We start from the raw sequence: 21,330 nt of genomic DNA, 5'->3' as shown, positions 1-21,330 counted from the left end.
CCACCGCTCAATCTTCCGCGGCTGTCGCTTCGTGCCGCTAGATGCAACCCAGCGGCCGTGCGGTCTCAAGCGGACTGCTCGCTTATGCGCGGACGACGATGAGCCGGAGCGAGCCTTCGAAAATTTTTCATTTCCCCTATTGACCTTCCAGCGGTGGGAAGCCCCACTTTAAGCGCGACTTGGAACGAAACAAGGAGCGTTCAATATGATTTCGACGGTCGCCGCAGACAGCAGCGCCGGGGCGACCCGGGGCGGGAATTTACTCGTTAGCATCGGAATTGAGGGAATGAGTTGCGCCTCCTGCGTGGGGCGCGTCGAAAACGCGATCCGTGCCGTGCCCGGCGTGACCTCCGCCTCCGTTAACCTGGCGACCGAGCGAGCTGACGTTGCCTTCGCGAGTGAACCCGATCCGCTAGCTGTCATGCACGCGATCGAGCAGGCGGGCTATGAGCCGAGGGTTGACACGACCGAACTCGCGATCGAGGGCATGAGTTGCGCTTCCTGTGTCGGCCGCATCGAAAAGGCGCTGAAGAGCGTGCCCGGCGTTCTCACGGCAAATGTGAATCTGGCAACAGAGAAAGCGTCGATCCGCTCCATCGCCGGCGTCACGCAGGCGCCGGATATCGAGGCGGCCGTGCGCGCGGCGGGTTACGAGGCCCGGCGCACAGCACTGGAGAGCACGGCCGATGTCCAGGCGCAAAAACGGGAGGTCGAGACGCGCCGCCTGCGCTCCAGCGTACTGCTCGCAGCCGCGTTGTCGCTGCCCATCTTCGCCCTCGAAATGAGCTCTTATTTCGTACCGGGCGTGGCGGCATGGATGCACGGCACGCTCGGCGAGCGCAACATGCTCTACCTCTTCTTCGTGCTTGCAACCATCGTCCAGTTCGGCCCAGGCCTACGCTTCTACACGAAGGGAGTGCCCGCCCTAATGCGCGGCGCGCCCGACATGAATTCCCTGGTCGCGCTCGGCACGAGCGCTGCCTGGGGCTATTCGGTCGTGGCGACCTTCGCGGCGGGCATCCTGCCGGAGGGGACGGCAAATGTTTATTTTGAGGCCTCCGCCGTAATCATCACCTTGATTCTGCTTGGCCGCTATCTGGAAGCTCGTAACAAAGGCCGCACGGGCGAGGCCATCAAGCGCCTCATCAGCCTGGCACCCAAAACGGCGCGCGTTTTACGCAACGGCGCCGCAGTCGAGCTTCCGCTGGACCAGGTAAAGGTCGGCGACATTGTTCAGGTCAGGCCCGGCGAGAAGATCCCGGTCGATGGCGAGGTGACCGATGGCTCGTCCTTCGTAGACGAGTCGATGATCACGGGGGAGCCCGTGCCGGTCGCCAAGGGCGCGGGCGCTGAAGTCGTCGGCGGGACGATCAACAAGACGGGCGCGTTCTCCTTCCAGGCGACAAAGGTCGGCTCAGACACAGTGCTGGCGCAGATTGTTCAGATGGTCGAGCGTGCGCAGGGGGCGAAGCTCCCCATTCAGGCGCTTGTGGATCGGGTGACGGCCTGGTTTGTGCCCGCAGTCATGGTCATTGCAGCGCTGACCTTTCTGGTCTGGCTCGCTTTTGGGCCTACGCCGGCGCTCACCTTCGCACTCGTGAACGCGGTGGCGGTCCTGATCATCGCCTGTCCCTGCGCGATGGGACTGGCGACCCCGACCTCGATCATGGTGGGAACAGGCCGTGCGGCCGAAATGGGAGTGCTCTTCCGTAAAGGCGAGGCGCTGCAGACACTGAGAGACGCGCAGGTGATCGCGCTCGACAAGACAGGCACGCTGACCAAGGGACGGCCGGAACTCACGGACCTGACCGTGGCCGACGGCTTCGACCGCGACCAGATCCTGGCGCTCGTCGCTGGGGTGGAGAGCCGTTCCGAGCACCCGATTGCGGATGCGATCGTGGAAGCCGCGCAGCGGCAGGGCCTTGAGGTGACCGCGCCCTCCGCTTTCGAAGCGATCCCCGGCTTCGGCGTCGAGGCCCGCATGGGCGAACACACAGTCGCGGTCGGCGCAGACCGGCTGATGCGCAGGCTCGGTCTCGACGTGTCGTTTTTTGCGGACGAAGCGGCGCGGCTTGCCGACGAGGGCAAGAGCCCGCTCTATGCGGCAGTCGATGGCCGGCTGGCGGCCATCATCGCGGTCGCCGATCCGATCAGGCCCACGACCCCAGAAGCGATCGCGGCGCTGCACGCGCTGGGCCTCAAAGTTGCGATGATCACCGGTGATAACCGGCGAACGGCGGAAGCGATCGCGCGGCGTGTCGGAATTGACGAGGTGGTCGCCGAGGTCTTGCCCGATGGCAAGGTGGAAGCAATCAAACGGCTGCGAGAAGGAAGCCGGAGCGTGGCCTTCGTGGGCGACGGCATCAACGATGCGCCGGCGCTCGCGGAAGCCGATGTGGGGCTGGCGATCGGCACGGGCACCGACGTGGCCATCGAGAGCGCCGACGTGGTGCTTATCTCCGGCGACCTCAGGGGTGTGCCGAACGCCATTGCGCTGTCGAAGGCGACGATGCGGAACATCAAACAAAACCTGTTCTGGGCCTTCGCCTACAACGCAGCCCTGATTCCGGTCGCAGCCGGCGCGCTCTTTCCCGTCTACGGCGTGCTTCTGTCGCCGGTGCTAGCGGCAGCAGCAATGGCCCTGTCGAGCGTCTTCGTGCTCAGCAACGCCCTACGGCTGCGGGGTTTCCAGCCGCCCATGAAGGCGGATGCGAGCGCCGCACCGGACGGACGGGGCCATCTTGCGCCAGCGGAGTGAAAACCAAAAAGGAGATGAAAAAATGAACATCGGACAAACAGCTGCCGCCTGGAACGTGTCGGCGAAGATGATCCGCTACTATGAGAGCATCGAGCTTATCCCTGCTGCGGCCAGATCAGAGGCGGGTTACAGGGTCTACTCCCAAACGGAGGTGAACACGCTTCGGTTCATCCACCGCGCCCGCGAACTCGGCTTTTCCATGGACGACGTGCGGCGCCTCCTCGCCCTATGGCAGGACGAGAGCCGCACCAGCGCTGAAGTGAAGGCAATTGCTTTGGAATGTATCGAGGAACTTCAGAATAGGACTGCCAGACTTCAGGCCTTGAGGGAGTCCCTCCTACATCTCGCGGCCAGGTGCAATGGTGACGATCGTCCCCAATGGCCGATCCTGGACGACTTGTCGGGAGAGGGGGGAAAATATGCCCTGCTTCACTGATCGTTTGAAGTTGAAGCGGCAATTGGGCGAATAACGGTTGCCGCGCCTCTTCCAGGATCGACACCTGTTCGCCCGATTTGCCGCTGTTGCCCGACTACGCTGTGTCGAAAATCGTCGTGAATGATCGATCGTGTGGCGACGCTTCGCCTAAGCCGCATCCATTCAGCTGCCCCAAGTGCGCAGTCCACGCAATGCCTGCCCCCGAGCTTGAAAAGAATCACCCCAGGAGCAATCATGGATCTATTCCCGTTGACTTTTCCCGCCATAGACCCTGTCCTGGTCGAGTTCGGGCCGCTTGCCATCCGCTGGTATGGGCTGGCTTACCTCGTCGGAATCCTTGCTGGATGGCGCTATGCTGTCTATCTCGCCCGGCTCTATGGCGGACGACCCACTTCCAGCGATGTGGAAAGCCTCGTGCTCTGGGTAACCTTCGGCATCATTCTCGGGGGGCGGCTGGGTTATGTGCTATTTTATCAATGGGAAGCCTACCTGCAGAATCCCTTGAGCATCCTGGCAGTGTGGCATGGTGGCATGTCCTTTCATGGAGGACTTCTGGGCGTCACCGCCGCGATTGTAATTTTTGCCTGGAAGCGCGAACTCCCGCTGCTCAAGCTCACCGATATTGTTGCTCCCGTTGTCCCAATCGGACTTTTCTTCGGCAGGCTCGCCAACTTCATCAATGGCGAGCTGTGGGGGCGCGTCAGCGACGCGCCTTGGGCTATCGTCTTCCCGGGAGCGGGCGATCTGCCTCGCCATCCCAGTCAGCTCTATGAGGCATTCCTCGAAGGACTGGTGCTGTTCATAATTCTGGCCGTACTCGCGCACAAACCATCAATCCGCAGGCGGCCCGGGATGATCACCGGCGTCTTCCTGCTCGGATACGGATTGAGCCGCATCGCCGCGGAATTGTTCCGAGAGCCCGATGCTTTTCTCGGTTTCCTGTTCGGCAGGCTGACCATGGGCCAGATCCTGTCGTTGCCGATGGTGCTGCTCGGCATTCTCCTGATCCTGTGGGGCCGAATTCGGGCATCTCGCGAGCCGCGGCGCCATCCACTAGCAAACAGCATAGGGCAGGAAGAGAGAAACCGACCGTGACGATCAACACGCGCTGACCCCAGCCATGGTGTTGTCGTTCGTGCCACCGGAAGCCAGAGTATTGGCGAGTTGAAGAGATTTTGCGGATGAGCTTCTATCGCAAGAAAGTATGCCCGTGCCTGACCCACCTTGCCATGAGCGCCGATAGGCTGCGGCCCTATCGTGAGACTGTCGCTGGGCAGGCGAGCGGACGCATTTTGGAGATCGGAATCGGTTCAGGATCAAACCTCGGCCACTATGGGCACGCCGTGGAATCCGTAACTGGCATCGACCCTAGCGAAAGCGATGCTTCGCCGGGCGGGGAGCGTGAATTCGACCGCTCCCGTAACACTGCTGCAAGCGGCAGGGGAGGCTCTTCCCTTCGAGCCAAGCAGCTTTGACTGTGTTGTCTCGACCTGGACGCTGTGCTCTGTTTTGGATCCCGACCTTGTTCTGCGCGAGATCGGTCGTGTCCTGAAACCCGGCGGCCGCTTCCTTTACGTTGAACACGGCCGATCACCTGACGAGAATGTTTCACGATGGCAAGACCGCCTAAATCCCGCCTGGCGCCGTTTCGCAGGCGGGTGCAACATCAACCGGCCCTTCTCAAAGATATTGGCCGAAAGCGATCTTCGCGCTTTGTCACAGAATGCGGCGTACGGTCCAGGGCCGCGTCTGTTCGCCTTCTTCTATCAAGGGACCGCCGTGCGTGGATGCGATTGATCGCGCATGACTGGAGCAATGCTGGGCCGGCTGACAAGTCCGTACGGTCGGTCCAGCGGTGAGAGGGAACCGACGGGCTGATGAAACGCTGGAGGGCTCAGCCCGGCCCCCAGTGTAAACGTCGGCGTGGATATCATGCCCATCCTGCGGGCTCTACGATTCGAGGGCAACAACGGAGCGTGATCTTCCAGCAGGTGGAAGGTCTACAGGTCACGGGTCACAGGAGCATCGGCCATGAAACAAGGTCACGAGAACCACGGCGGTCACAGCCAATCACCCATCGATCACCGCCACGCGGCGCCCGGCGCCGAGGTCGGGGTCACCCGTGACCCAGTGTGCGGAATGACCGTCGATCCGGAAGCGGGCAAGCCGACTGCGGTTTACCGCGGCCACACCTATTATTTCTGCAGTGCGTCCTGCCGCGGCAAGTTCGTGATGGATCCGGAAGCATATCTACAGTCGACCGATCCCGTCTGCGGCATGAAAGTGGATCGTGCGACAGCGAGGCATTTCACCCGGCATGAAGATCAAGGATTCTATTTCTGCTCGCCCGGCTGTCAGAGGAAGTTTGAGGGCAATCCGGACAGCTTCGTCAGCGCACGACCGGCGATCGAGGTGATGGCGGCGGGGACGCAGTACACCTGTCCGATGCATCCGGAGATCATTCGCGATGAACCCGGCTCCTGTCCGATCTGCGGCATGGCGCTGGAGCCAATGGGCGTGCCGACGGGCGAGGAGGGGCCGAATCCCGAGCTCGTGGACTTCACGCGCCGGCTGTGGGTGAGCGCCGTGCTCTCCGTGCCGCTGCTCATCCTGACGATGGGGCCGGTAGTCGGCCTGTCGCCCCGGGAGTGGATCGGAGAGAGGACCGCGGCCTGGATCGAACTCGCGTTGGCCACCCCGGTGATGCTGTGGGCCGCGGTTCCGTTCTTCCGCCGAGGCTACGATTCCGTCGTCAACCGCAGCCCGAACATGTGGACGCTGATCTCAATCGGCGTCGGCGCGGCTTATGCCTACAGTGTCGTCGCCACGCTCTTTCCAGGCCTGTTCCCGGATCAGTTCCGCACGCACGGCGGCGCGGTTCCGGTCTATTTCGAGGTGGCGGCGGTGATCGTCGCCCTGGTCTTCCTCGGGCAGGTACTGGAGCTTCGGGCGCGTGAGCGCACGGGCTCCGCGATCCGGGCGCTGCTCGACCTCGCCCCGAAAACGGCAAGGCGGCTTCACGACGACGGCACGGAAGCGGATGTGCCGCTGGAAGAGGTGCAATCCGGCGACAGGCTGCGCGTCCGGCCGGGCGATAGCGTTCCCGTCGACGGAATCGTTCTCGAAGGTCGCTCCTCGGTAGACGAATCCATGATCTCCGGCGAGCCAGTCCCCGTCGAGAAGACCGAAGGCGACGCGGTGACCGGGGGTACGCTCAACAAGAACGGCTCGCTGGTGATGCGCGCCGACAAGGTCGGCAAGGACACGATGCTGTCCCAGATCGTCGAGATGGTCGCCAAGGCGCAGCGCTCGCGCGCGCCCATTCAGGGCCTGGCGGATCGGGTCTCGTTCTACTTCGTGCCGACCGTGGTGTTGGTCGCGGTCGTCGCCTTCATCGTCTGGGCGCTGTTCGGACCCCCGCCCAGCATGGTCTTCGCCATCGTCTCGGCCGTCTCAGTACTGATCATCGCCTGTCCCTGCGCGCTCGGACTCGCGACGCCGATGTCGATCATGACGGCGACGGGGCGGGGCGCGCAGGCCGGCGTGCTGATCAAGGACGCCGAGGCGCTGGAGCGATTCGCCAAGGTCGACACGCTGATCGTGGACAAGACCGGGACGCTGACCGAAGGCAAGCCGAAGCTGACGGACGTCATCGCTTCGCAGGACTTCGACGTGGGCGAGTTGCTCGGACTGGCCGCCAGCCTGGAGAAGGGCTCGGAGCACCCGCTTGCCGAGGCGATCGTCGATGGGGCGCGGGACAGGGGGGCGTCCGTTTCCGATGCTATCGATTTCGAGGCTGTGACGGGCAAGGGCGTTTCGGGCAGAGTTTCGGGGCGCCTGGTCGCGCTCGGAAACCGCGCGATGATGGACGATCTCGGCATTGCCGTGGAAGCGCTGAAGGACCGTGCCGACGAACTCCGTTCCGCGGGCAAGACCGCTATGTTCGTTGCGGCCGACGGCAAGCTCGCAGGAATCGTCGCGGTTTCGGATCCGATAAAGGCCACAACCGCCGACGCAATCCGCGCCCTGCACGAGAGCGGTCTGAAGATCATCATGGCGACGGGCGACAACGAACGGACGGCGAGAGCCGTCGCGGCCAAGCTCGGCATCGACGAAGTCCGCGCCGACATGATGCCCGAGAGCAAGAAGGCGCTCATCGATGAACTGCGGGCGAGGGGGGCCAGCATCGCCATGGCCGGCGACGGCGTCAACGACGCGCCGGCGCTCGCCGCGGCCGACGTTGGTATCGCCATGGGAACGGGTGCTGACGTGGCGGTCGAGAGCGCAGGCATCACGCTGGTGAAGGGCGATCTCAACGGGATCGTGAGGGCGCGCACGCTCGCCCAGGCCACGATCCGGAACATCAAGCAGAACCTGTTCTTCGCCTTCGTCTACAACACGCTCGGCGTGCCGGTCGCCGCTGGCGTTCTCTACCCGGTCCTCGGAACCCTGTTGTCGCCGATGATCGCCGCGGCGGCGATGAGCCTGTCGTCGGTATCCGTAATTGGGAACGCGCTGAGGCTCAGGTCGCTGTCCCTCCGATGACGAGGTTCCGTCTCCCATGCGAAGCTACGCCACTCGCGCCGCCATTTATGAAGCAGCGGTCCTTAGCATCTATCCCTCTGTCGGCGCGCCGGGCAAACGGAAGCTGCCGGCCGAAGCCAAACCGGCCGGGGTATCCTCGTGAGCAAACGGCCCTGGATATCTGCGCTGCTTGCGCTCTTCGTTCTTGCGCTTGTACCGCCGCCGGCGGGGGCAGTACTTCCCGATGAGGTCCTGGCCGATCCGGCGCTCGAGGCGCGGGCCCGCGATCTCTCCTCCGGCCTGCGCTGCTTGGTGTGCCAGAACCAGTCGATCGACGACTCCGACGCCGAGCTGGCGCGCGACCTGCGCCTGCTGGTGCGCGAACGTCTGAGCGCGGGTGACATGGACGCCGAGGTTGTTGAGTTCGTGGTCTCGCGCTATGGCGAGTTCGTACTGCTGCGTCCGCGCTTCAACATGCGGAACTTGGCTCTCTGGTCAACCCCTCTGATCCTGCTGTTTGGGGGCGGGCTCTTCGTTTTCCTGAACGCGCGGGGTCGGCAGCGAAAAGAGGCGGAGGGCCTCTCGGCAGACGAGCAGGTAGCACTGCAGGAAGTTTTGCGCGAAGGCGAATAGCTGTTCAGCTATCTTGATCCGCCGGCCTCGCTCTCGATTTGACGCCCAACCAACAGCGATTTCCTCAAGCCAGGTTCGATTTCATTGTAGGTGCTGTCTGGCTGCGCGCCCAAAGCATCCAGCATCTTGCTGAAGAAACACCTGGCAGCGGCAGCAGCCGCAACGTCGAAAATCTCTTGGTCCGACAAGCCATGGCTTCGCAAGCCTTCGATATCACCCGAGCTGATCGAAGTAGCGTCCTGCACAACCTTGCCCGCGAATTGCATCACGGCCCGATCGATCGCGTCAAGTGAGGACGCGTTAGCATCTTCAACTATGGCTTGAACCTCTTCTGCTGTGAAATGGTCGCGGAGTAGGATGGAGCCGTGCGCAAGCATGCAATAAGAGCTCCGCAGCTGTTTCGCCGCGGCGACCGTGACGAGTTCATACCGCCGGAGATCCATGTTGCTCTTTATGCTTTCAAGCAAGGCGTTCCATGCGCTCATCACTTCCGGGCGGTCGCCAAAGACCTTCACCATGTTTGGGAGATAGCCAAATGAACGTACAGCTCGCGTGAACATCTCCGCCGTCTTTTCACCGACGGGTTCGTCGGTCGACGTTGCAATAAAGGGCATGGTGCGGTCCGATCGAATGGCTGTCGGGGCTCAGAGGACGATAGCGAAAATTCGGATCCACGCAATGCAGGAGCGTGCGAACCGCTTAGCAGCGTTGAACCTTCCGGTCCGCCCAGGTCAACACCGTGGGCGCCCAAAGAACCCAAGTCCTGCCTGCGAGCTGGCGAAGAGTTCGCGATCCCGGCATGAGTCATTGCCAAGACGTCGCGCGCCGGAGACCAGGCGGGGACAGCTCGTCCTCACGGCGTTCAGCGATCTGGTTTAGAGGAAGCCCGGGCGTGCCTTTCAGTCGCGCTTGAGCATTTCGCCTTCGGCCACCAGAACAGAACTGTCAGCCGATTCGGGTGGCCAGCTCAACCGCGCAACCAGATCGATAACCAAACCGTCCGGCCTTGTCCTTCATCCAATAATCATCATATCTCGCACAAGGCATGCTGGAGTCACGCCAGCGGCGCCTGGGCCATTCCCTCCGGGATGATGGGCCTGACACCGGACGGGACAGAAGCAAGTAGAGGAAACAATGGCTGACCTTCGCAACTACCAGGCGCGCGTCGCACCGGCGGGAACCCGCACCGACGCCGGCATCGACGAGGGCCTGCGCGCCTATATGATCAAGGTTTACAACCTGATGGCGCTCGGCCTCGCAATCACCGGCGTCGCCGCATTCGCCACCGCGCAGATGGCTGTCTCCAACGGGCAGTTGACCGGCTTCGGCCAACTGATCTTCGCAAGCCCGCTGCGCTGGGTGATCATGCTTGCCCCGCTCGGCTTCGTGTTTTTCCTGAGCGCGCGCATCGAGAAGATGAGCGTTTCGGCGGCGCAATTGACTTTCTGGGCCTTCGCTGCCCTGATGGGCCTATCGCTCGCCTCGATCTTCCTCGTCTTTACCGGCGAGAGCATCGTGCGCGTGTTCTTCATCACCGCGGCGTCCTTCGGCGGCCTGTCGCTCTGGGGCTATACGACCAAGCGCGACCTGACCGGCATGGGCTCGTTCCTGTTCATGGGCCTGATCGGCCTCATCATCGCGATGGTGGTGAACATCTTCCTCGCCTCCTCGGCGCTACAGTTCGCCATTTCGGCGATCGGCGTGCTGATCTTTGCCGGCCTCACGGCCTACGACACGCAGAAGATCAAGGAGATGTATTGGGAAAGCGACGACGTGCTCGCCACCGGCCGCAAGGCCATCATGGGCGCGCTCAGGCTCTATCTCGACTTCATCAATCTGTTCATGTTCATGCTGCAGTTCCTGGGCAACCGGGAATAGCGGCAGCTGAATCGACGGAAAATGCGAAGGGGCGGCCTTGCGGCCGCCCCATTTCCTTACGCCGCGCAAGCGGTGGGAAAGCCGGCTTCCTGGTTGGCGCGGCCGAAGGCGCTGGAGGTAGCGCGGAACGATGGCACCTAGGAACTTTTGTGTAAGTTCGTAGCTAGGGGAGCCGTCGCCGAGGTCGCCCGAAACTTTGACCTGTCTCTTGCGTTGAGCCTACACCGATCTCCAAAAGGAGATAGGTATGTGCCCGAAGCGAGGTTGATCCGATGGCAATCAAACCGAAACGTGACGATAGGTATTCGCGCGAGTCCTTCACCTTCCGCCGGATGGAAGGATGGCAGATGTGGGGCCTTTTGATCATCTGCGCACTAGCTGCGATTGGACTTGTCTTCTGGATTTGACGAAAGCGGCGTTCCGCAGCCGTCATTTCTGGCCCCGTGTAAGGGCGGCGCGGCAGTTAAGCCGCGTGACTGTGTTCATCGAACGGAGGGAGCAGGGCTGAAGACCCTGTGACCGTATCCGGCGATCCGGCGCTTCCGTTGACCTCCAATGTGGGTGGCATAACTGACGATCGGCCTCATGCACGTCGGTTTGAGAGCCATGCTAGATGATTCGTCGTGTCAGGTTTGCGACGAGCAGTGGGACGAATATCCACTGCAGGAGTGGCGAAAGGCCTGTGCCTAGGGGCGGTACACGCGGCATCAGCTCGGAGTACGACCAGCGGCCCGTCACCTCGACGTAATAATATTCGAAACCGATTGTGAGCCCGACGCCGACGCCAACAAAAACTCCTAGCTGCCACAGCTGCGGCGAAGCAATCCACCGGCGCGAGCGAGAGGCGGCGGCGGTCGCCCAGAACGCGACAAGCGCAAACCCGACATCTCCAACTGTCGCAGCCGTGCATATTTTGATGCCCTGCCAATGGGGACGCTCAGACATGCCTTCAAACGTGGGTACCTGGAGAAATTCCCAGATGAAGTGGAATGCGAATGAAAGGATCACTACGGGTACTTCGGGCACTTGCCAGAGACTGTCTGCCGCGGAAGGCTTCTGAACCCTCCGGCCGCCAAGAACTTCCTCTTCCTCCATGGGCCGCTCCAATCGCTCCTTGTCGTGCCGCAATGATAACGGCGTTCCAAATAGGGCTGTTCCTCCGGAACTAAAGGTAATCTCCTATAGAGATCGGTGAGGGCATCGGTTTTCTTAGGCCACTCGCCGAATGCGAGCCTCGACCTCTCGGACAGGAACAGCGTTGGCGTTCGGTAAAGGAATCTTGATCGGCCATTCGTTGGGGATCGGTTATCGTTCCCCGAACCGGCCTCAATCCCTCGGCGCTTTGACAATGTTGGAAACGGTAATTAGCGTCGCAGTCAGAGCGGCCGCCGCGTATGCGGTGACCTACATGGCCTTCTCGCTTGTCTGCAAGATAACCAAACATGATAGCTTGATCATGCTTCACATGTACTCGTCGCCGGTGGTTTTTTCTTTCTTGGCCTCCGCAGTGTTTCTGTTAACCAGGCGCAGTTGATTTCGGAGCCCTGGTCAAGCCAATTAGCGCCAAGCCAAGTCGCCCGCCCCGATTCCATCCAAACCGGAGACACTGGAGAAGACTTGGCACGCAAGCATCGAATCGGGGATTCAATTTTACCACCCAGCGCGCGTAGCGATGGTATTTTGACAGCGGAACAGTTCCATTTATTCCAGCTTCAGTGCCGCAGGGGTGCAGTGTAGTGCTTATGTCGCCCTAAGGTTGACGTCGGAGAGAGCGGCAGAATGATTTGGCAGCACCGCTGTGTGCTAGCGACGGCGTTGCTAGCCCCGCGATCTGTCGTCGGCGCGGCGCGGCTTTCCACGCGGTTTCAGGGAAATGATGCGTATAACGGCCCTTTCAGGATAGTCCATGGCATTGCGGATTGAAGACTATGCGCTGATTGGTGATTGCGAGACGGCAGCCCTCGTCGGCCGCAACGGTTCGATCGACTGGCTATGCTGGCCGCGTTTCGACTCGGGCGCCTGCTTTGCCGCCCTCCTCGGCGGGCCGGAGCACGGTCGGTGGCAGATTGGACCTGCGGGTCCCCCGGTGAGAACGGCCCGCAAGTATCGTGGCCAGACGCTGATCCTGGAGACCGAGTTCGAAACCGCCGATGGCGTCGTCACCGTGACAGATTTCATGCCTCTGCGCGGCGCAGCCTCGGACCTAATCCGCACAGTCACTGGCAAGCATGGCAAGGTTCTTATGCGGACGGAACTGATTATCCGGTTCGAATACGGCATTGTGGTGCCTTGGGTTACCCGGCAAGAGGACGGTGCCTTGCGCGCGGTTGCCGGACCGGACATGCTTACCCTGCGAACGCCGGTGAGCCTTCACGGCGAAAATCACAAGACAATAGGCGAGTTCACAGTCTCTGCAGGAGAGACGGTGTCTTTCGTGCTCACCTACTCGTCATCTCACCTTCCTCAACTAGATCCGGTCGACCCGCTAAAGGCACTTCACGAGACGGAGGCCTTCTGGGAAGAGTGGGCCAACCGATGCGCCTATGACGGCGAATGGTCGGAAGCGGTGGTGCGCTCGCATGTCGTGCTCAAGGCGCTAACGTACCGGCCAACTGGGGGAATGGTAGCAGCTCCTACGACATCGCTTCCCGAGCAGTTGGGCGGAGCGCGGAATTGGGACTATCGCTTCTGCTGGTTGCGCGACGCCACCTTCGCGCTCTTATCTCTGATGGATGCCGGCTATGACGAGGAGGCTCAAGACTGGCGCGAATGGCTGCTCCGTGCCGTTGCCGGCAGTCCCGACCAGATTCAGATCATGTACGGTCTGGGCGGCGAGCGACGGTTGAGCGAGTGGCAGGTGCCTTGGCTGGCAGGCTACGAGGGTTCTGTTCCCGTCCGGATCGGGAATGCCGCCTACGGACAGCTTCAGCTCGACGTTTATGGCGAGGTTCTCGATGCGCTATATCAGGCCCGGCAAGCCGGTATACACGCCAGCGATGCTGGTTGGGCTTTGCAGCGGGCTCTCGTCTCTCACGTCGAAACGATCTGGAGCGAGCCGGACGAAGGGATTTGGGAAGTGCGAGGCGGCCGCCGACACTTCACCCATTCAAAGGTAATGGCATGGGTGGCTATGGACCGCGCCGTGAGAACCATTCAGGAATTTGGGCTCGAGGGACCCCTGGAACGCTGGATCGCTGTGCGCCGACGTATTCATGATGAGGTTTGCCGCAGCGCGTTTGACCCGGAACTCGGTTCATTCGTGCAATCCTACGGGTCCAAGCAGCTCGATGCCAGCCTGCTGTTACTTCCGCTCGTTGGATTTCTGGCACCGACGGACCCCCGGGTCAGGGGCACAGTAGAGGCAATCGAGCGTCACCTGATGCCAGACGGGCTTGTTCTACGTTACGACACGAGGAGCGCCGATGACGGGCTACCTGCGGGCGAGGGCGGGTTTCTCGCCTGCAGCTTCTGGCTGGTCGATAACCTGATCCTGCTCGGGCGGCATGATGAGGCCCGGCGGCTGTTCGAGCGACTGCTACTACTTAGGAATGATGTCGGACTGCTGGCCGAGCAGTATGATCCACGCGCCAAGCGGCAGCTCGGCAATTTTCCCCAAGCGTTCTCGCATCTGGCGCTCGCCAACACCGCACGCAACCTGACGCAGTTTGCAAAGCCGGCGGAACAACGCGCAAATGTGCGGCCCAGCAGATCATCGCAAAAGTTTCAGTTTTGAACGGTTTTTGCACGAACCCTCTGAGGAGGAACCTGCTGCGACGAGCTCATGGGCAGCGCTGGCATTACGCCCATGGCCATTCCACCAAAAAGCAAGCGATCTGCGGTCAGGCGTGCGGAATAGCCTCACGACGTGCGGGACGATGGCCTACAGGAATACCTAAGGCGGGGCTCGCGTCGCTGTAGCCGTTAAGGCGCCCTCCCGCACAGCATGGAACGCTTTACAGCCTCGCACGTCCGATGCGTAATGTGGGTTATTCGGCCGCCTTCTGCCCCGCCAGATCGTTCAGGATGGGACAATCCGGCCGATGATCGCCGTTGCAATTGGCAGCGAGATCCAATAGCGCTCTGCGCAAGTCCTGGAGATGGGCGATTTTTAAGCGAAACGCTTCGATATGCTCCAAGGCTAGCTGTTTCACCTCGGCGCTGGCACGGCTCCTGTCTTGCCACAAGGCCAGAAGCCGGCGAATTTCCTCGGTTGAAAAACCAAGGTCGCGTGCCCGACGAATGAAGCGAAGCGTGTGGACGTCAGCTTCACTGTAGATGCGGTAGCCGGCGGCGGTTCTAGCCGCCGAAGGAATGAAGCCTGTACCTTCATAATAGCGGATGGTTTTAGCCGTCACTCCAGAGGCGGCGGCAGCTTCTCCTATATTCATTTTTGGTTCTCCATCAGTTTTCACTCTGCCGGGTCCAGGTCCCTGGCTCGGCATTGTCTCGGCAAGTCCGGTTGTCTCGACTGTGCATCGCAGCCTCCCTATTCATCGCGCACACGACTGCCACCGCGTCGGGCTCGCCCGCGAAGACGACGTCTGCTCACTTCGTCGCCAGGTTAATGGAGACGGAGGCGACGCCCAGCACGGCGCGGATTGCCTTTTCGACGCGCCCCACACATGGGGTGAACTGCTATACCGCATCACGCCCGTCTCAGCTCCTGCGGCTGTGCTACCACGCAAACGTTGCCTCCGATTCAAAGTCGCCCTCTCAAAGTGGGGCTTCCCCCCACTGGAAGGTCAATAGTACATAGAAAAATTTTAGAAATCGGGAAAGAGTACCCTGGCACGGGCGAAAGCCGGATCACTCGTCACCCGTGAGTAGACGGTCCGTCGAACGGGATGCGACGAATTTGCCCATGTTGTGGGTTGGCAACCACGCCCGGCGCCCCTATATTCACGTGCAATGCAAAACCTGCGCCGCCTATTTGCTGTTCTGTTGCTCCTGGCCCTAGGCCTCGGGACGCCAGTGCTTTCGGCTCAGGCTGGCGACATGTCCCAGCAGTCCATCGAAGCAACGGCCGATCAGTCGGTGCCCGGTACCTGTGATGGGTGCGGTGGCGGCGACATGGCGATGTCCGCGTCGGGATGTGTTCTCAGTTGCCCAGGCTCCTCTATGGAGGCCTGGGGAAAGAACATCCAGCTCGACGCCGGCAGAGCTGGTCATATCGTTGCGCTCCAACAGCGGTTCAGAGGCCTCGTAGGGCATCCCGAACCTTTCCCTCCCAGACTGAACATCCTCGTGTGAGACGGGGCTGACCGCGGCGCGGTCACGCCCCTGTCTCGTCCGGTCCGAAGCGCGTTAAGCGCATCGGGACTCCTTTCGCACCACCCAGCCGACAGTCCAACTGTCATGGATTTTGGGGCGAACGAATGAGGATGCGATATCATGCTTTCCGAACCCGCTCGTTTTGACGCGGAACTATACACCCGTGCCGCCGGTGAGGCGGTACAGGCAAGGGACCTACCGTCCGCATCACGCAGGCGCGCGCTCGTGCTGCTACCGCTTGGCGTCTTTACCGGTCTCGCCGTCGTACTCGGCTGGGGCCTGGGACGTAACGCGCGCGTCATACCTTCGGTCCTGATTGGCAAGCCAGTGCCGAAGTTCAGCCTGGCGCCGGTGCAGGGCCGAGCGCTCGGGCTATCGAGTGCTGATCTTTCAAGCGAAGTGTCGCTCGTAAACGTATTCGCCTCCTGGTGCGTCGCATGCCGCGAAGAACACCCTGTCTTCATGGAACTCATGAGGACAGGGACCGTCCCGATCCATGGCATCAACTATAAGGATCGCCCTCAGGACGCGGAGGAGTGGCTCGATAGCATGGGCGATCCCTACACGCGAACCGGAGCGGATCTGAACGGCCGGGTCTCGATCGACTGGGGCGTCTACGGCGTGCCGGAGACCTTCGTGATCGATGCTCAAGGCCGGATAGCCTTCAAGCACGTCGGCGCCGTCACTCCTGAAGTCTATCGGGAAAAGATCGGCCCGTTGATCGAAAAGCTGCGGAAGTAAGGGGAGCAACAGTCATGCGCTGGAAGATAGTCATCCCTCTTGTCGCAGCGGCCGGCGTGGCGAGCCTCATCGCAGGCGGCGTTTATCATCACTCCGCAACGACCAACGCTCGTGAGGCGGCGACGCAACCGTCATCGCGGTCTCAGGCCGTGGAAACACCCACGAGCGCGGGTGTCTTCACCATGCATGAACAGCCGAAGCAAGTTCCTGAGCTTCAGTTTGTGGATGGCGAGGGCCGCGCCATGGGCCTCGACGCTTTTCGGGGAAAGACGGTGCTGCTCAACATCTGGGCGACCTGGTGCATCCCCTGCCGCGAGGAAATGCCGTCCCTCGACCGGCTGCAGGCACAATTAGGTGGTCCCGACTTCGAGGTCGTTCCGCTTTCGATCGACCGTGAGGGACTGCCTGCGGTTGAGGCCTTCTACCATGAACTCGGCCTCGAGGCGCTCGGCATCTACGTCGATAAGTCGGCAAGCGCCGCCTACCGGCTGGGCACGGTCGGCATTCCGACGACGCTGCTTGTGAATGCCGCCGGTCTCGAACAGGGCCGTCTGATCGGCCCGGCCGAGTGGGACAGTGAGGACATGATTTCGCTTCTGCGGCGGGAGCTTCAGTCCATCAACACAGCGAGCAATCGCTAGCAATCAAGACAAAGGAACCAACACCATGACAAAATCTCTACGATACTCTCTCATCTCGGCGGTCGCTCTGGTCGCGGCCGGCAGCGGCTTGGCTTTAGCGGAACCCGCTGCTGTCCCGGCCCTAGTCGTTGCGCAAAACGAAAAACCGGCGAGCGAGCTGGCTCCCAGCCGCTTTGGCGGACACGTGCACGCGCTCGCCGTAAACCCCAAAACCAACGAGCTTTTTCTTGGAGCCCGGCCGATCTATCGCAGCGGCGATGGCGGCAAGACCTGGAAGGCGGTCGAAGGCATTCCGAAGACCGAGGAGCGGGCAAACATCACCTCCATCTCCATCGACCCGTCCGATGCGCAGGTGATGTACGCGACCGGCCACGGAGTCGGCGTGGTAAAAAGCACCGATGGGGGAGAAACCTGGGAGGCCGCCAGCGCAGGTCTCGACGGCATGTCGACCGAAGGCTTTGCCATAGACGCGAAAGACCCGAGCAAGCTCTATGTCTGGGTGCTGGGCACAGGTCTCTACCGCAGTAATGACGCCGCGGCCTCATGGCAGCGAGTCGACGACGGACCGAAGAAGCAGGAAATCCGCGCGCTGGCTTCCGCCAACAACCCGACCGGCATGGGCGGGATTTGGCTCTATGCGGCCCTGGATACCGGCGTGATGAAGAGCCCGGACTGCTTCTGCGGCTGGGACCGGCTGTCCAACGCTGGACTGCCGGACGGCCGGGTCTACAGCCTGGCGGTGGATTCTTCCGATTCGAAGGTCCTCTACGCCGGTCTGCGCCAAGGCGTCTTCAAGTCGAAAGATGGCGGGCAGACCTGGGCGCAGGCCACGGATCTGGTGGAGGACGCGGTCGTCACCGTGAACGCAGCCAAACCGAATGAAGTTTACGCGGTGGGTGCCGACGGCACGCTGGTTTCCAGCAGCGATGCCGGCGCGAACTGGACCAAGGTGGAGGACGACGATGTCCAAGGCTAGTAAGACCAATTTCAGTAGGCGCAAGGCGGGCAGATTTTCGATCGGCGCGATTGCCGTCGTCGCCGTGATGCTCGCTGGACTCGGAATAGCTTCTTTCAACGTGCTTGCGCCGCGTGCTGACACGGCATCGGCCGCGTCCAATGGCATTCAGCCGGTCCAGCCTGTCGCCGGAGCTACTCTCAAAATCGACAGGGAGGAAGCCGAGCTCGGCGCCATCTCGGTCGAAGACGTGCGCAGTGCCGACTTCAAACTGACCAATACCGGCACCGAACCGGTGGAGATCAGCCAGGTCGGCACCTCCTGCATGTGCACGTTTGCAGAGATTACGCTCCCCGACGGGAAGAGTCCCAGGTTCAACATGGCGATGCACAATTCCCCGGACGCGAACAGCTGGAAGGGTATTCTTCAACCAGGGGAGACGGCAGTGGTCGCGGTCATCTACCAGCCGTCCTTGATGCCGGTGGAGGGTTCCGTAACTCGGAATGTCAAATTCGCCACCAACGATCCGCAAAATCCGAAGGTCGAACTCGGAGTTCACGCAACAGTGACGGGTAACGCTTCCGGGTAGCAGTTGCTTTTCAACACAGCCGACAACTTGAAAACATGAAAGGACCCCTCGATGAGCACTTCTGTTTCTGAGACCTCACTGAGTCAGGATATTGGGCGATACGTGCGCTACCAGCTTCGCGGCAGGCGAGGCGTAATAATCGCGGCAATCGCACTCGGCATCCCCGCCCTTTGGTTTGGATGGCCGTGGCTGGTGGTCGCTGGCTTGGCGCCACTTCTGATCGCGCTCGCGCCCTGCGCCATCATGTGCGGCCTCGGCCTTTGCGCCATGAAGGCCTGTTCGTCCTCGGGCTCCGGCGGGGCAGGATCCTGTTCGAAGTCGGAGCGGAGCGATGACACAACTGGAGCTACAACCTCAAACGTGCTGACGCGCGAGAGCGCAAGTGTTCCCGCGCTCGCGGCACCGACCCCATTCAGCCCGAGCTCTGTCCAAGACCAGAGCATGGCTGAAGACGCGGAAGCCGGATCATCCGGTGGAGTCCGCAACCAAGCAAAGGAGAATATGTGATGAACAAGATGATCCGAAAGATCGCGATGTCGTTAGTGGCTGCCGGTATTCTGGCTGCTCCCGTGGCATTCGCGCAGACCCAGACCGAGCAGCCTACGTCTCCCTCCATGAACTCTGACGAGATGCAAGGCATGATGCAGGGCGGCGACATGATGGGCATGATGACCCAGATGAACGAGATGATGCAGACCTGCAATGAGATGATGAAGGCCATGCAGTCGGACAAGGAAACGCCTGCCGGCGAAGGTGCGCAGCCGAACAACGGCTGAGCCATGGATCAAGCGCGGGCCGGGCAAGAGGCCGGCCCGCGTCCGTCCAGCGACAAGAGGACATCATGATTAGCAGAAGACGAATGCTAGCGACCGGAACCGCCGCGGCGCTTTTAGCGCCCATAGTTGCGTCCGCCCACTCGCTTGAAGACGTTCAGGAGGATCTCTTCGAAAAAGAAAAATACTTTCAGACGAAGGACGAACCCGCACCGGATTTCGCGCTTCAGGAGGCGGACGGCAATCCCGTCCGCCTCCAGGACCTCACAGAGAAAGTCGTGGTGCTGCACTTTCTTTATGCGGGGTGCCCCGACGTGTGCCCGCTTCACGCCGAACGGATTGGCGACATTCAACGGCTGGTCAACGACACCCCGATGAAGGACCGGGTGCAGTTCATCACCATCACCACTGACCCGGAGCGGGACACGCCAGAGGTTTTGAAACCCTATGGCCCTATACACGGCCTCGACCCGACGACGAACTGGATGTTCCTGACGAGCGGTCCAGATCGGCCCGAGGACACCACCCGCAAGCTCGCGGAGGAGTTCGGCCACGGCTTTACGGTGACGGACGACGGCCTCCAAATCCACAGCGTCGTCACCCACATCATCGATCAGAAGGGGCAGTGGGTCGCGAACTTTCACGGCCTCGGTTTCGAACCGACGAACCTTGTCCTCTTCATTAACGGCCTGACCAACGCAAACGTCCCGCACAAGGAGCCCGAGGCGCCCTCCTTGTGGTCGCGGATGCGCTCGATGCTCTAGGCACTGGAAACGGAAGAAAAGCATGAAAACCACTCTGAAAAGAACGAAGGAAAGTTGGACGGCTTGGCTGGCTCGGCTGGCCGTTTTGACGATGCTTCCCATGCTCGCCGTAGTTCACAATGCGCACTCATCGGAGCAGTCGCGCGATGCCGGCGTCGTGCTGACCTATGATGCCGCAACCGAGGCGCTCCTGAAGGTGGTTGAGGGGGCTCTTCACCGAAGCCGCGATGACGGGGAAAGCTGGGAGAGCATTCCATTGCCGCCGTCAGCGCAGGGGACGATTACTGGCGTAGCCACTCCGGCTGGGGACGGCGAGACCATATATATTTCTGGACCGGGGATCGGGGTGATCCGCACCCAGGACGGCGGCCAAAGCTGGACGAGCCTGAACGAGGGGCTGCCAAATACCGACGTCATCTCACTTGCCGCACATTCAACGCTGCCAGAGACGCTCTACCTCTACATACCTGCGAAGGGGATCTACCGAACGCAGGACGAAGGCGCGAGCTGGCAGCTCATGGATAGCGGCCCGGAAGCCATCCGCCAGCTTATCCATACCAATATGGAAGGCAGCATGGAGACGGGGTGGCTTTACGCCGCCACGGCGCAGGGCGCCAAGGTCTCGATGGACTGCTTCTGCCTCTGGCGTGGCGCAGGCGATCTCAACAGCCCGGTCTACAGTCTTGTTTTTGACCCGGGGCAGCCGAAGGAACTCTACGCCTCAACCGAGGAGGGGCTGTTCCGAAGCGAAAACGGCGGGCAGGAGTGGAAGGAGGCGCCGTCGCCTGAAGATTCTCCGATGGCGCTTACGATGTCGCCGTCAGGCGCCCTTTTTGCCGCGACCGCTAACGGAGCGCTGTTCAAGAGCACCGATCGAGGCGGAAGCTGGGAGCTGGTGAATGGCTAGGCTTTTGCTCGCGGTCTGCATGAGTCTCGCCGCTTCGACGACGGTATTGGCGGCGCAGGTCGGCCCGCCGGTGCTTGACCCGAAACGGGTCAAAGAGGGGCAGGCCATCTACCGCCAGAACTGCTCGTCCTGCCACGGCGCGAAGTCCGAAGGAGCATCCGATTGGCGAGAGCCCAATGAGCAAGGTGACCTCCCCCCGCCGCCCCACAACCAGGAGGGGCATACCTGGCGGCATTCGGACGCCGACTTGTACGAGATGATCGCCAAGGGGTGGCGCGATCCGTTCAACGAGACGGATCTCCTCACGATGCCTCCATTCGGCGAAGTTCTTGCGCCGGAGGAGATCGAGGCAGTGGTCACCTATCTCAAATCGCTGTGGACCGAAGAACAGCGGCGATACCAGTTGCAGGAAAGCCTCAAAGAACCCTTTCCTGCTGCGACGAAACATAACCCCTGACAT

Annotated in this window: 19 protein-coding genes; 16 read left to right on the top strand and 3 right to left on the bottom strand. The window is 61.4% G+C overall.

Annotated elements, in window-relative coordinates; translation table 11 throughout:
• Nucleotides 1–286 precede the first annotated feature (286 nt).
• The 6 genes from ACLKMW_RS12140 (at nucleotide 287) to ACLKMW_RS12115 (ending at nucleotide 8,351) form a co-directional block, all read left to right on the top strand.
• Nucleotides 287–2,758, top strand: coding sequence for a heavy metal translocating P-type ATPase (locus ACLKMW_RS12140; RefSeq protein ID WP_458575171.1), 2,472 nt, complete (start codon nucleotides 287–289; stop codon nucleotides 2,756–2,758).
• A gap of 22 nt (nucleotides 2,759–2,780) precedes the next feature.
• Nucleotides 2,781–3,194 (top strand): Cu(I)-responsive transcriptional regulator, encoded by a 414-nt coding sequence (gene cueR / locus ACLKMW_RS12135; protein WP_415724726.1) that lies wholly within the window; start codon nucleotides 2,781–2,783, stop codon nucleotides 3,192–3,194.
• 234 nt (nucleotides 3,195–3,428) lie between these two features.
• On the top strand, nucleotides 3,429–4,289 hold the full coding sequence (lgt, locus tag ACLKMW_RS12130) for a prolipoprotein diacylglyceryl transferase (protein WP_415724725.1): 861 nt from the start codon (nucleotides 3,429–3,431) through the stop codon (nucleotides 4,287–4,289).
• A gap of 306 nt (nucleotides 4,290–4,595) precedes the next feature.
• Nucleotides 4,596–4,991, top strand: a complete 396-nt coding sequence (locus ACLKMW_RS12125) for a class I SAM-dependent methyltransferase (protein WP_415724724.1) — start codon at nucleotides 4,596–4,598, stop codon at nucleotides 4,989–4,991.
• A gap of 234 nt (nucleotides 4,992–5,225) precedes the next feature.
• A complete protein-coding gene (locus ACLKMW_RS12120) occupies nucleotides 5,226–7,739 on the top strand; it encodes a heavy metal translocating P-type ATPase (RefSeq protein ID WP_415724723.1) in 2,514 nt (837 codons plus the stop codon).
• Between the two features lie 138 nt (nucleotides 7,740–7,877).
• Complete coding sequence (locus tag ACLKMW_RS12115; protein WP_415724722.1) at nucleotides 7,878–8,351, top strand: cytochrome c-type biogenesis protein; 474 nt, start codon at nucleotides 7,878–7,880, stop codon at nucleotides 8,349–8,351.
• 8 nt (nucleotides 8,352–8,359) lie between these two features.
• Here ACLKMW_RS12115 and ACLKMW_RS12110 read toward each other — a convergent pair whose 3' ends face one another.
• Nucleotides 8,360–8,965: a carboxymuconolactone decarboxylase family protein gene (locus tag ACLKMW_RS12110; RefSeq protein ID WP_415724721.1), complete on the bottom strand. Its 606-nt coding sequence runs from the start codon at nucleotides 8,963–8,965 to the stop codon at nucleotides 8,360–8,362.
• Nucleotides 8,966–9,485: 520 nt separating this feature from the next.
• Between ACLKMW_RS12110 and ACLKMW_RS12105 the strand changes: the two genes are divergently transcribed.
• Nucleotides 9,486–10,229: a Bax inhibitor-1/YccA family protein gene (locus ACLKMW_RS12105; RefSeq protein ID WP_415724720.1), complete on the top strand. Its 744-nt coding sequence runs from the start codon at nucleotides 9,486–9,488 to the stop codon at nucleotides 10,227–10,229.
• Between the two features lie 609 nt (nucleotides 10,230–10,838).
• On the opposite strand, the gene ACLKMW_RS12100 is transcribed toward ACLKMW_RS12105, so the two are convergent.
• Nucleotides 10,839–11,324 (bottom strand): hypothetical protein, encoded by a 486-nt coding sequence (locus ACLKMW_RS12100; protein WP_415724719.1) that lies wholly within the window; start codon nucleotides 11,322–11,324, stop codon nucleotides 10,839–10,841.
• 811 nt (nucleotides 11,325–12,135) lie between these two features.
• Here ACLKMW_RS12100 and ACLKMW_RS12095 point away from each other — a divergent pair.
• The gene (locus ACLKMW_RS12095) at nucleotides 12,136–13,962 is read left to right on the top strand and encodes a glycoside hydrolase family 15 protein (RefSeq protein ID WP_415724718.1); all 1,827 of its coding nucleotides are present in this window, start codon (nucleotides 12,136–12,138) and stop codon (nucleotides 13,960–13,962) included.
• Between the two features lie 253 nt (nucleotides 13,963–14,215).
• Here the strand turns inward: ACLKMW_RS12095 and cueR (ACLKMW_RS12090) are convergent, their stop codons facing one another.
• Nucleotides 14,216–14,617, bottom strand: a complete 402-nt coding sequence (gene cueR / locus ACLKMW_RS12090) for a Cu(I)-responsive transcriptional regulator (protein WP_415724777.1) — start codon at nucleotides 14,615–14,617, stop codon at nucleotides 14,216–14,218.
• Nucleotides 14,618–15,620: 1,003 nt separating this feature from the next.
• Here cueR (ACLKMW_RS12090) and ACLKMW_RS12085 point away from each other — a divergent pair.
• From ACLKMW_RS12085 to ACLKMW_RS12050, 8 genes are all read left to right on the top strand, one after another.
• Nucleotides 15,621–16,241: a DsbE family thiol:disulfide interchange protein gene (locus ACLKMW_RS12085; protein WP_415724717.1), complete on the top strand. Its 621-nt coding sequence runs from the start codon at nucleotides 15,621–15,623 to the stop codon at nucleotides 16,239–16,241.
• Between the two features lie 14 nt (nucleotides 16,242–16,255).
• Nucleotides 16,256–16,882 carry a TlpA family protein disulfide reductase gene (locus tag ACLKMW_RS12080; RefSeq protein WP_415724716.1) on the top strand — a complete coding sequence of 209 codons (627 nt, stop codon included), beginning with the start codon at nucleotides 16,256–16,258 and terminating at the stop codon, nucleotides 16,880–16,882.
• 25 nt (nucleotides 16,883–16,907) lie between these two features.
• Nucleotides 16,908–17,858, top strand: coding sequence for a WD40/YVTN/BNR-like repeat-containing protein (locus ACLKMW_RS12075; RefSeq protein ID WP_415724715.1), 951 nt, complete (start codon nucleotides 16,908–16,910; stop codon nucleotides 17,856–17,858).
• Nucleotides 17,845–18,426, top strand: coding sequence for a DUF1573 domain-containing protein (locus tag ACLKMW_RS12070; RefSeq protein WP_415724714.1), 582 nt, complete (start codon nucleotides 17,845–17,847; stop codon nucleotides 18,424–18,426). The genes ACLKMW_RS12075 and ACLKMW_RS12070 overlap by 14 nt, the downstream gene beginning before the upstream one ends.
• Before the next feature lie 506 nt (nucleotides 18,427–18,932).
• A complete protein-coding gene (locus ACLKMW_RS12065; protein ID WP_415724713.1) occupies nucleotides 18,933–19,202 on the top strand; it encodes a hypothetical protein in 270 nt (89 codons plus the stop codon).
• An 83-nt stretch (nucleotides 19,203–19,285) separates the two neighbouring features.
• Complete coding sequence (locus ACLKMW_RS12060; RefSeq protein WP_415724712.1) at nucleotides 19,286–19,963, top strand: SCO family protein; 678 nt, start codon at nucleotides 19,286–19,288, stop codon at nucleotides 19,961–19,963.
• 100 nt (nucleotides 19,964–20,063) lie between these two features.
• Nucleotides 20,064–20,870, top strand: a complete 807-nt coding sequence (locus ACLKMW_RS12055; RefSeq protein WP_415724711.1) for a sialidase family protein — start codon at nucleotides 20,064–20,066, stop codon at nucleotides 20,868–20,870.
• Nucleotides 20,863–21,327: a c-type cytochrome gene (locus ACLKMW_RS12050; protein WP_415724710.1), complete on the top strand. Its 465-nt coding sequence runs from the start codon at nucleotides 20,863–20,865 to the stop codon at nucleotides 21,325–21,327. The genes ACLKMW_RS12055 and ACLKMW_RS12050 overlap by 8 nt, the downstream gene beginning before the upstream one ends.
• The last annotated feature ends 3 nt before the right edge of the window (nucleotides 21,328–21,330 follow it).

It is taken from the genome of Borborobacter xinjiangensis (assembly GCF_047739745.1).
Lineage (GTDB): Bacteria > Pseudomonadota > Alphaproteobacteria > Rhizobiales > Rhizobiaceae > Pseudaminobacter.
This window is presented reverse-complemented; position numbering and strand designations above follow the sequence as displayed.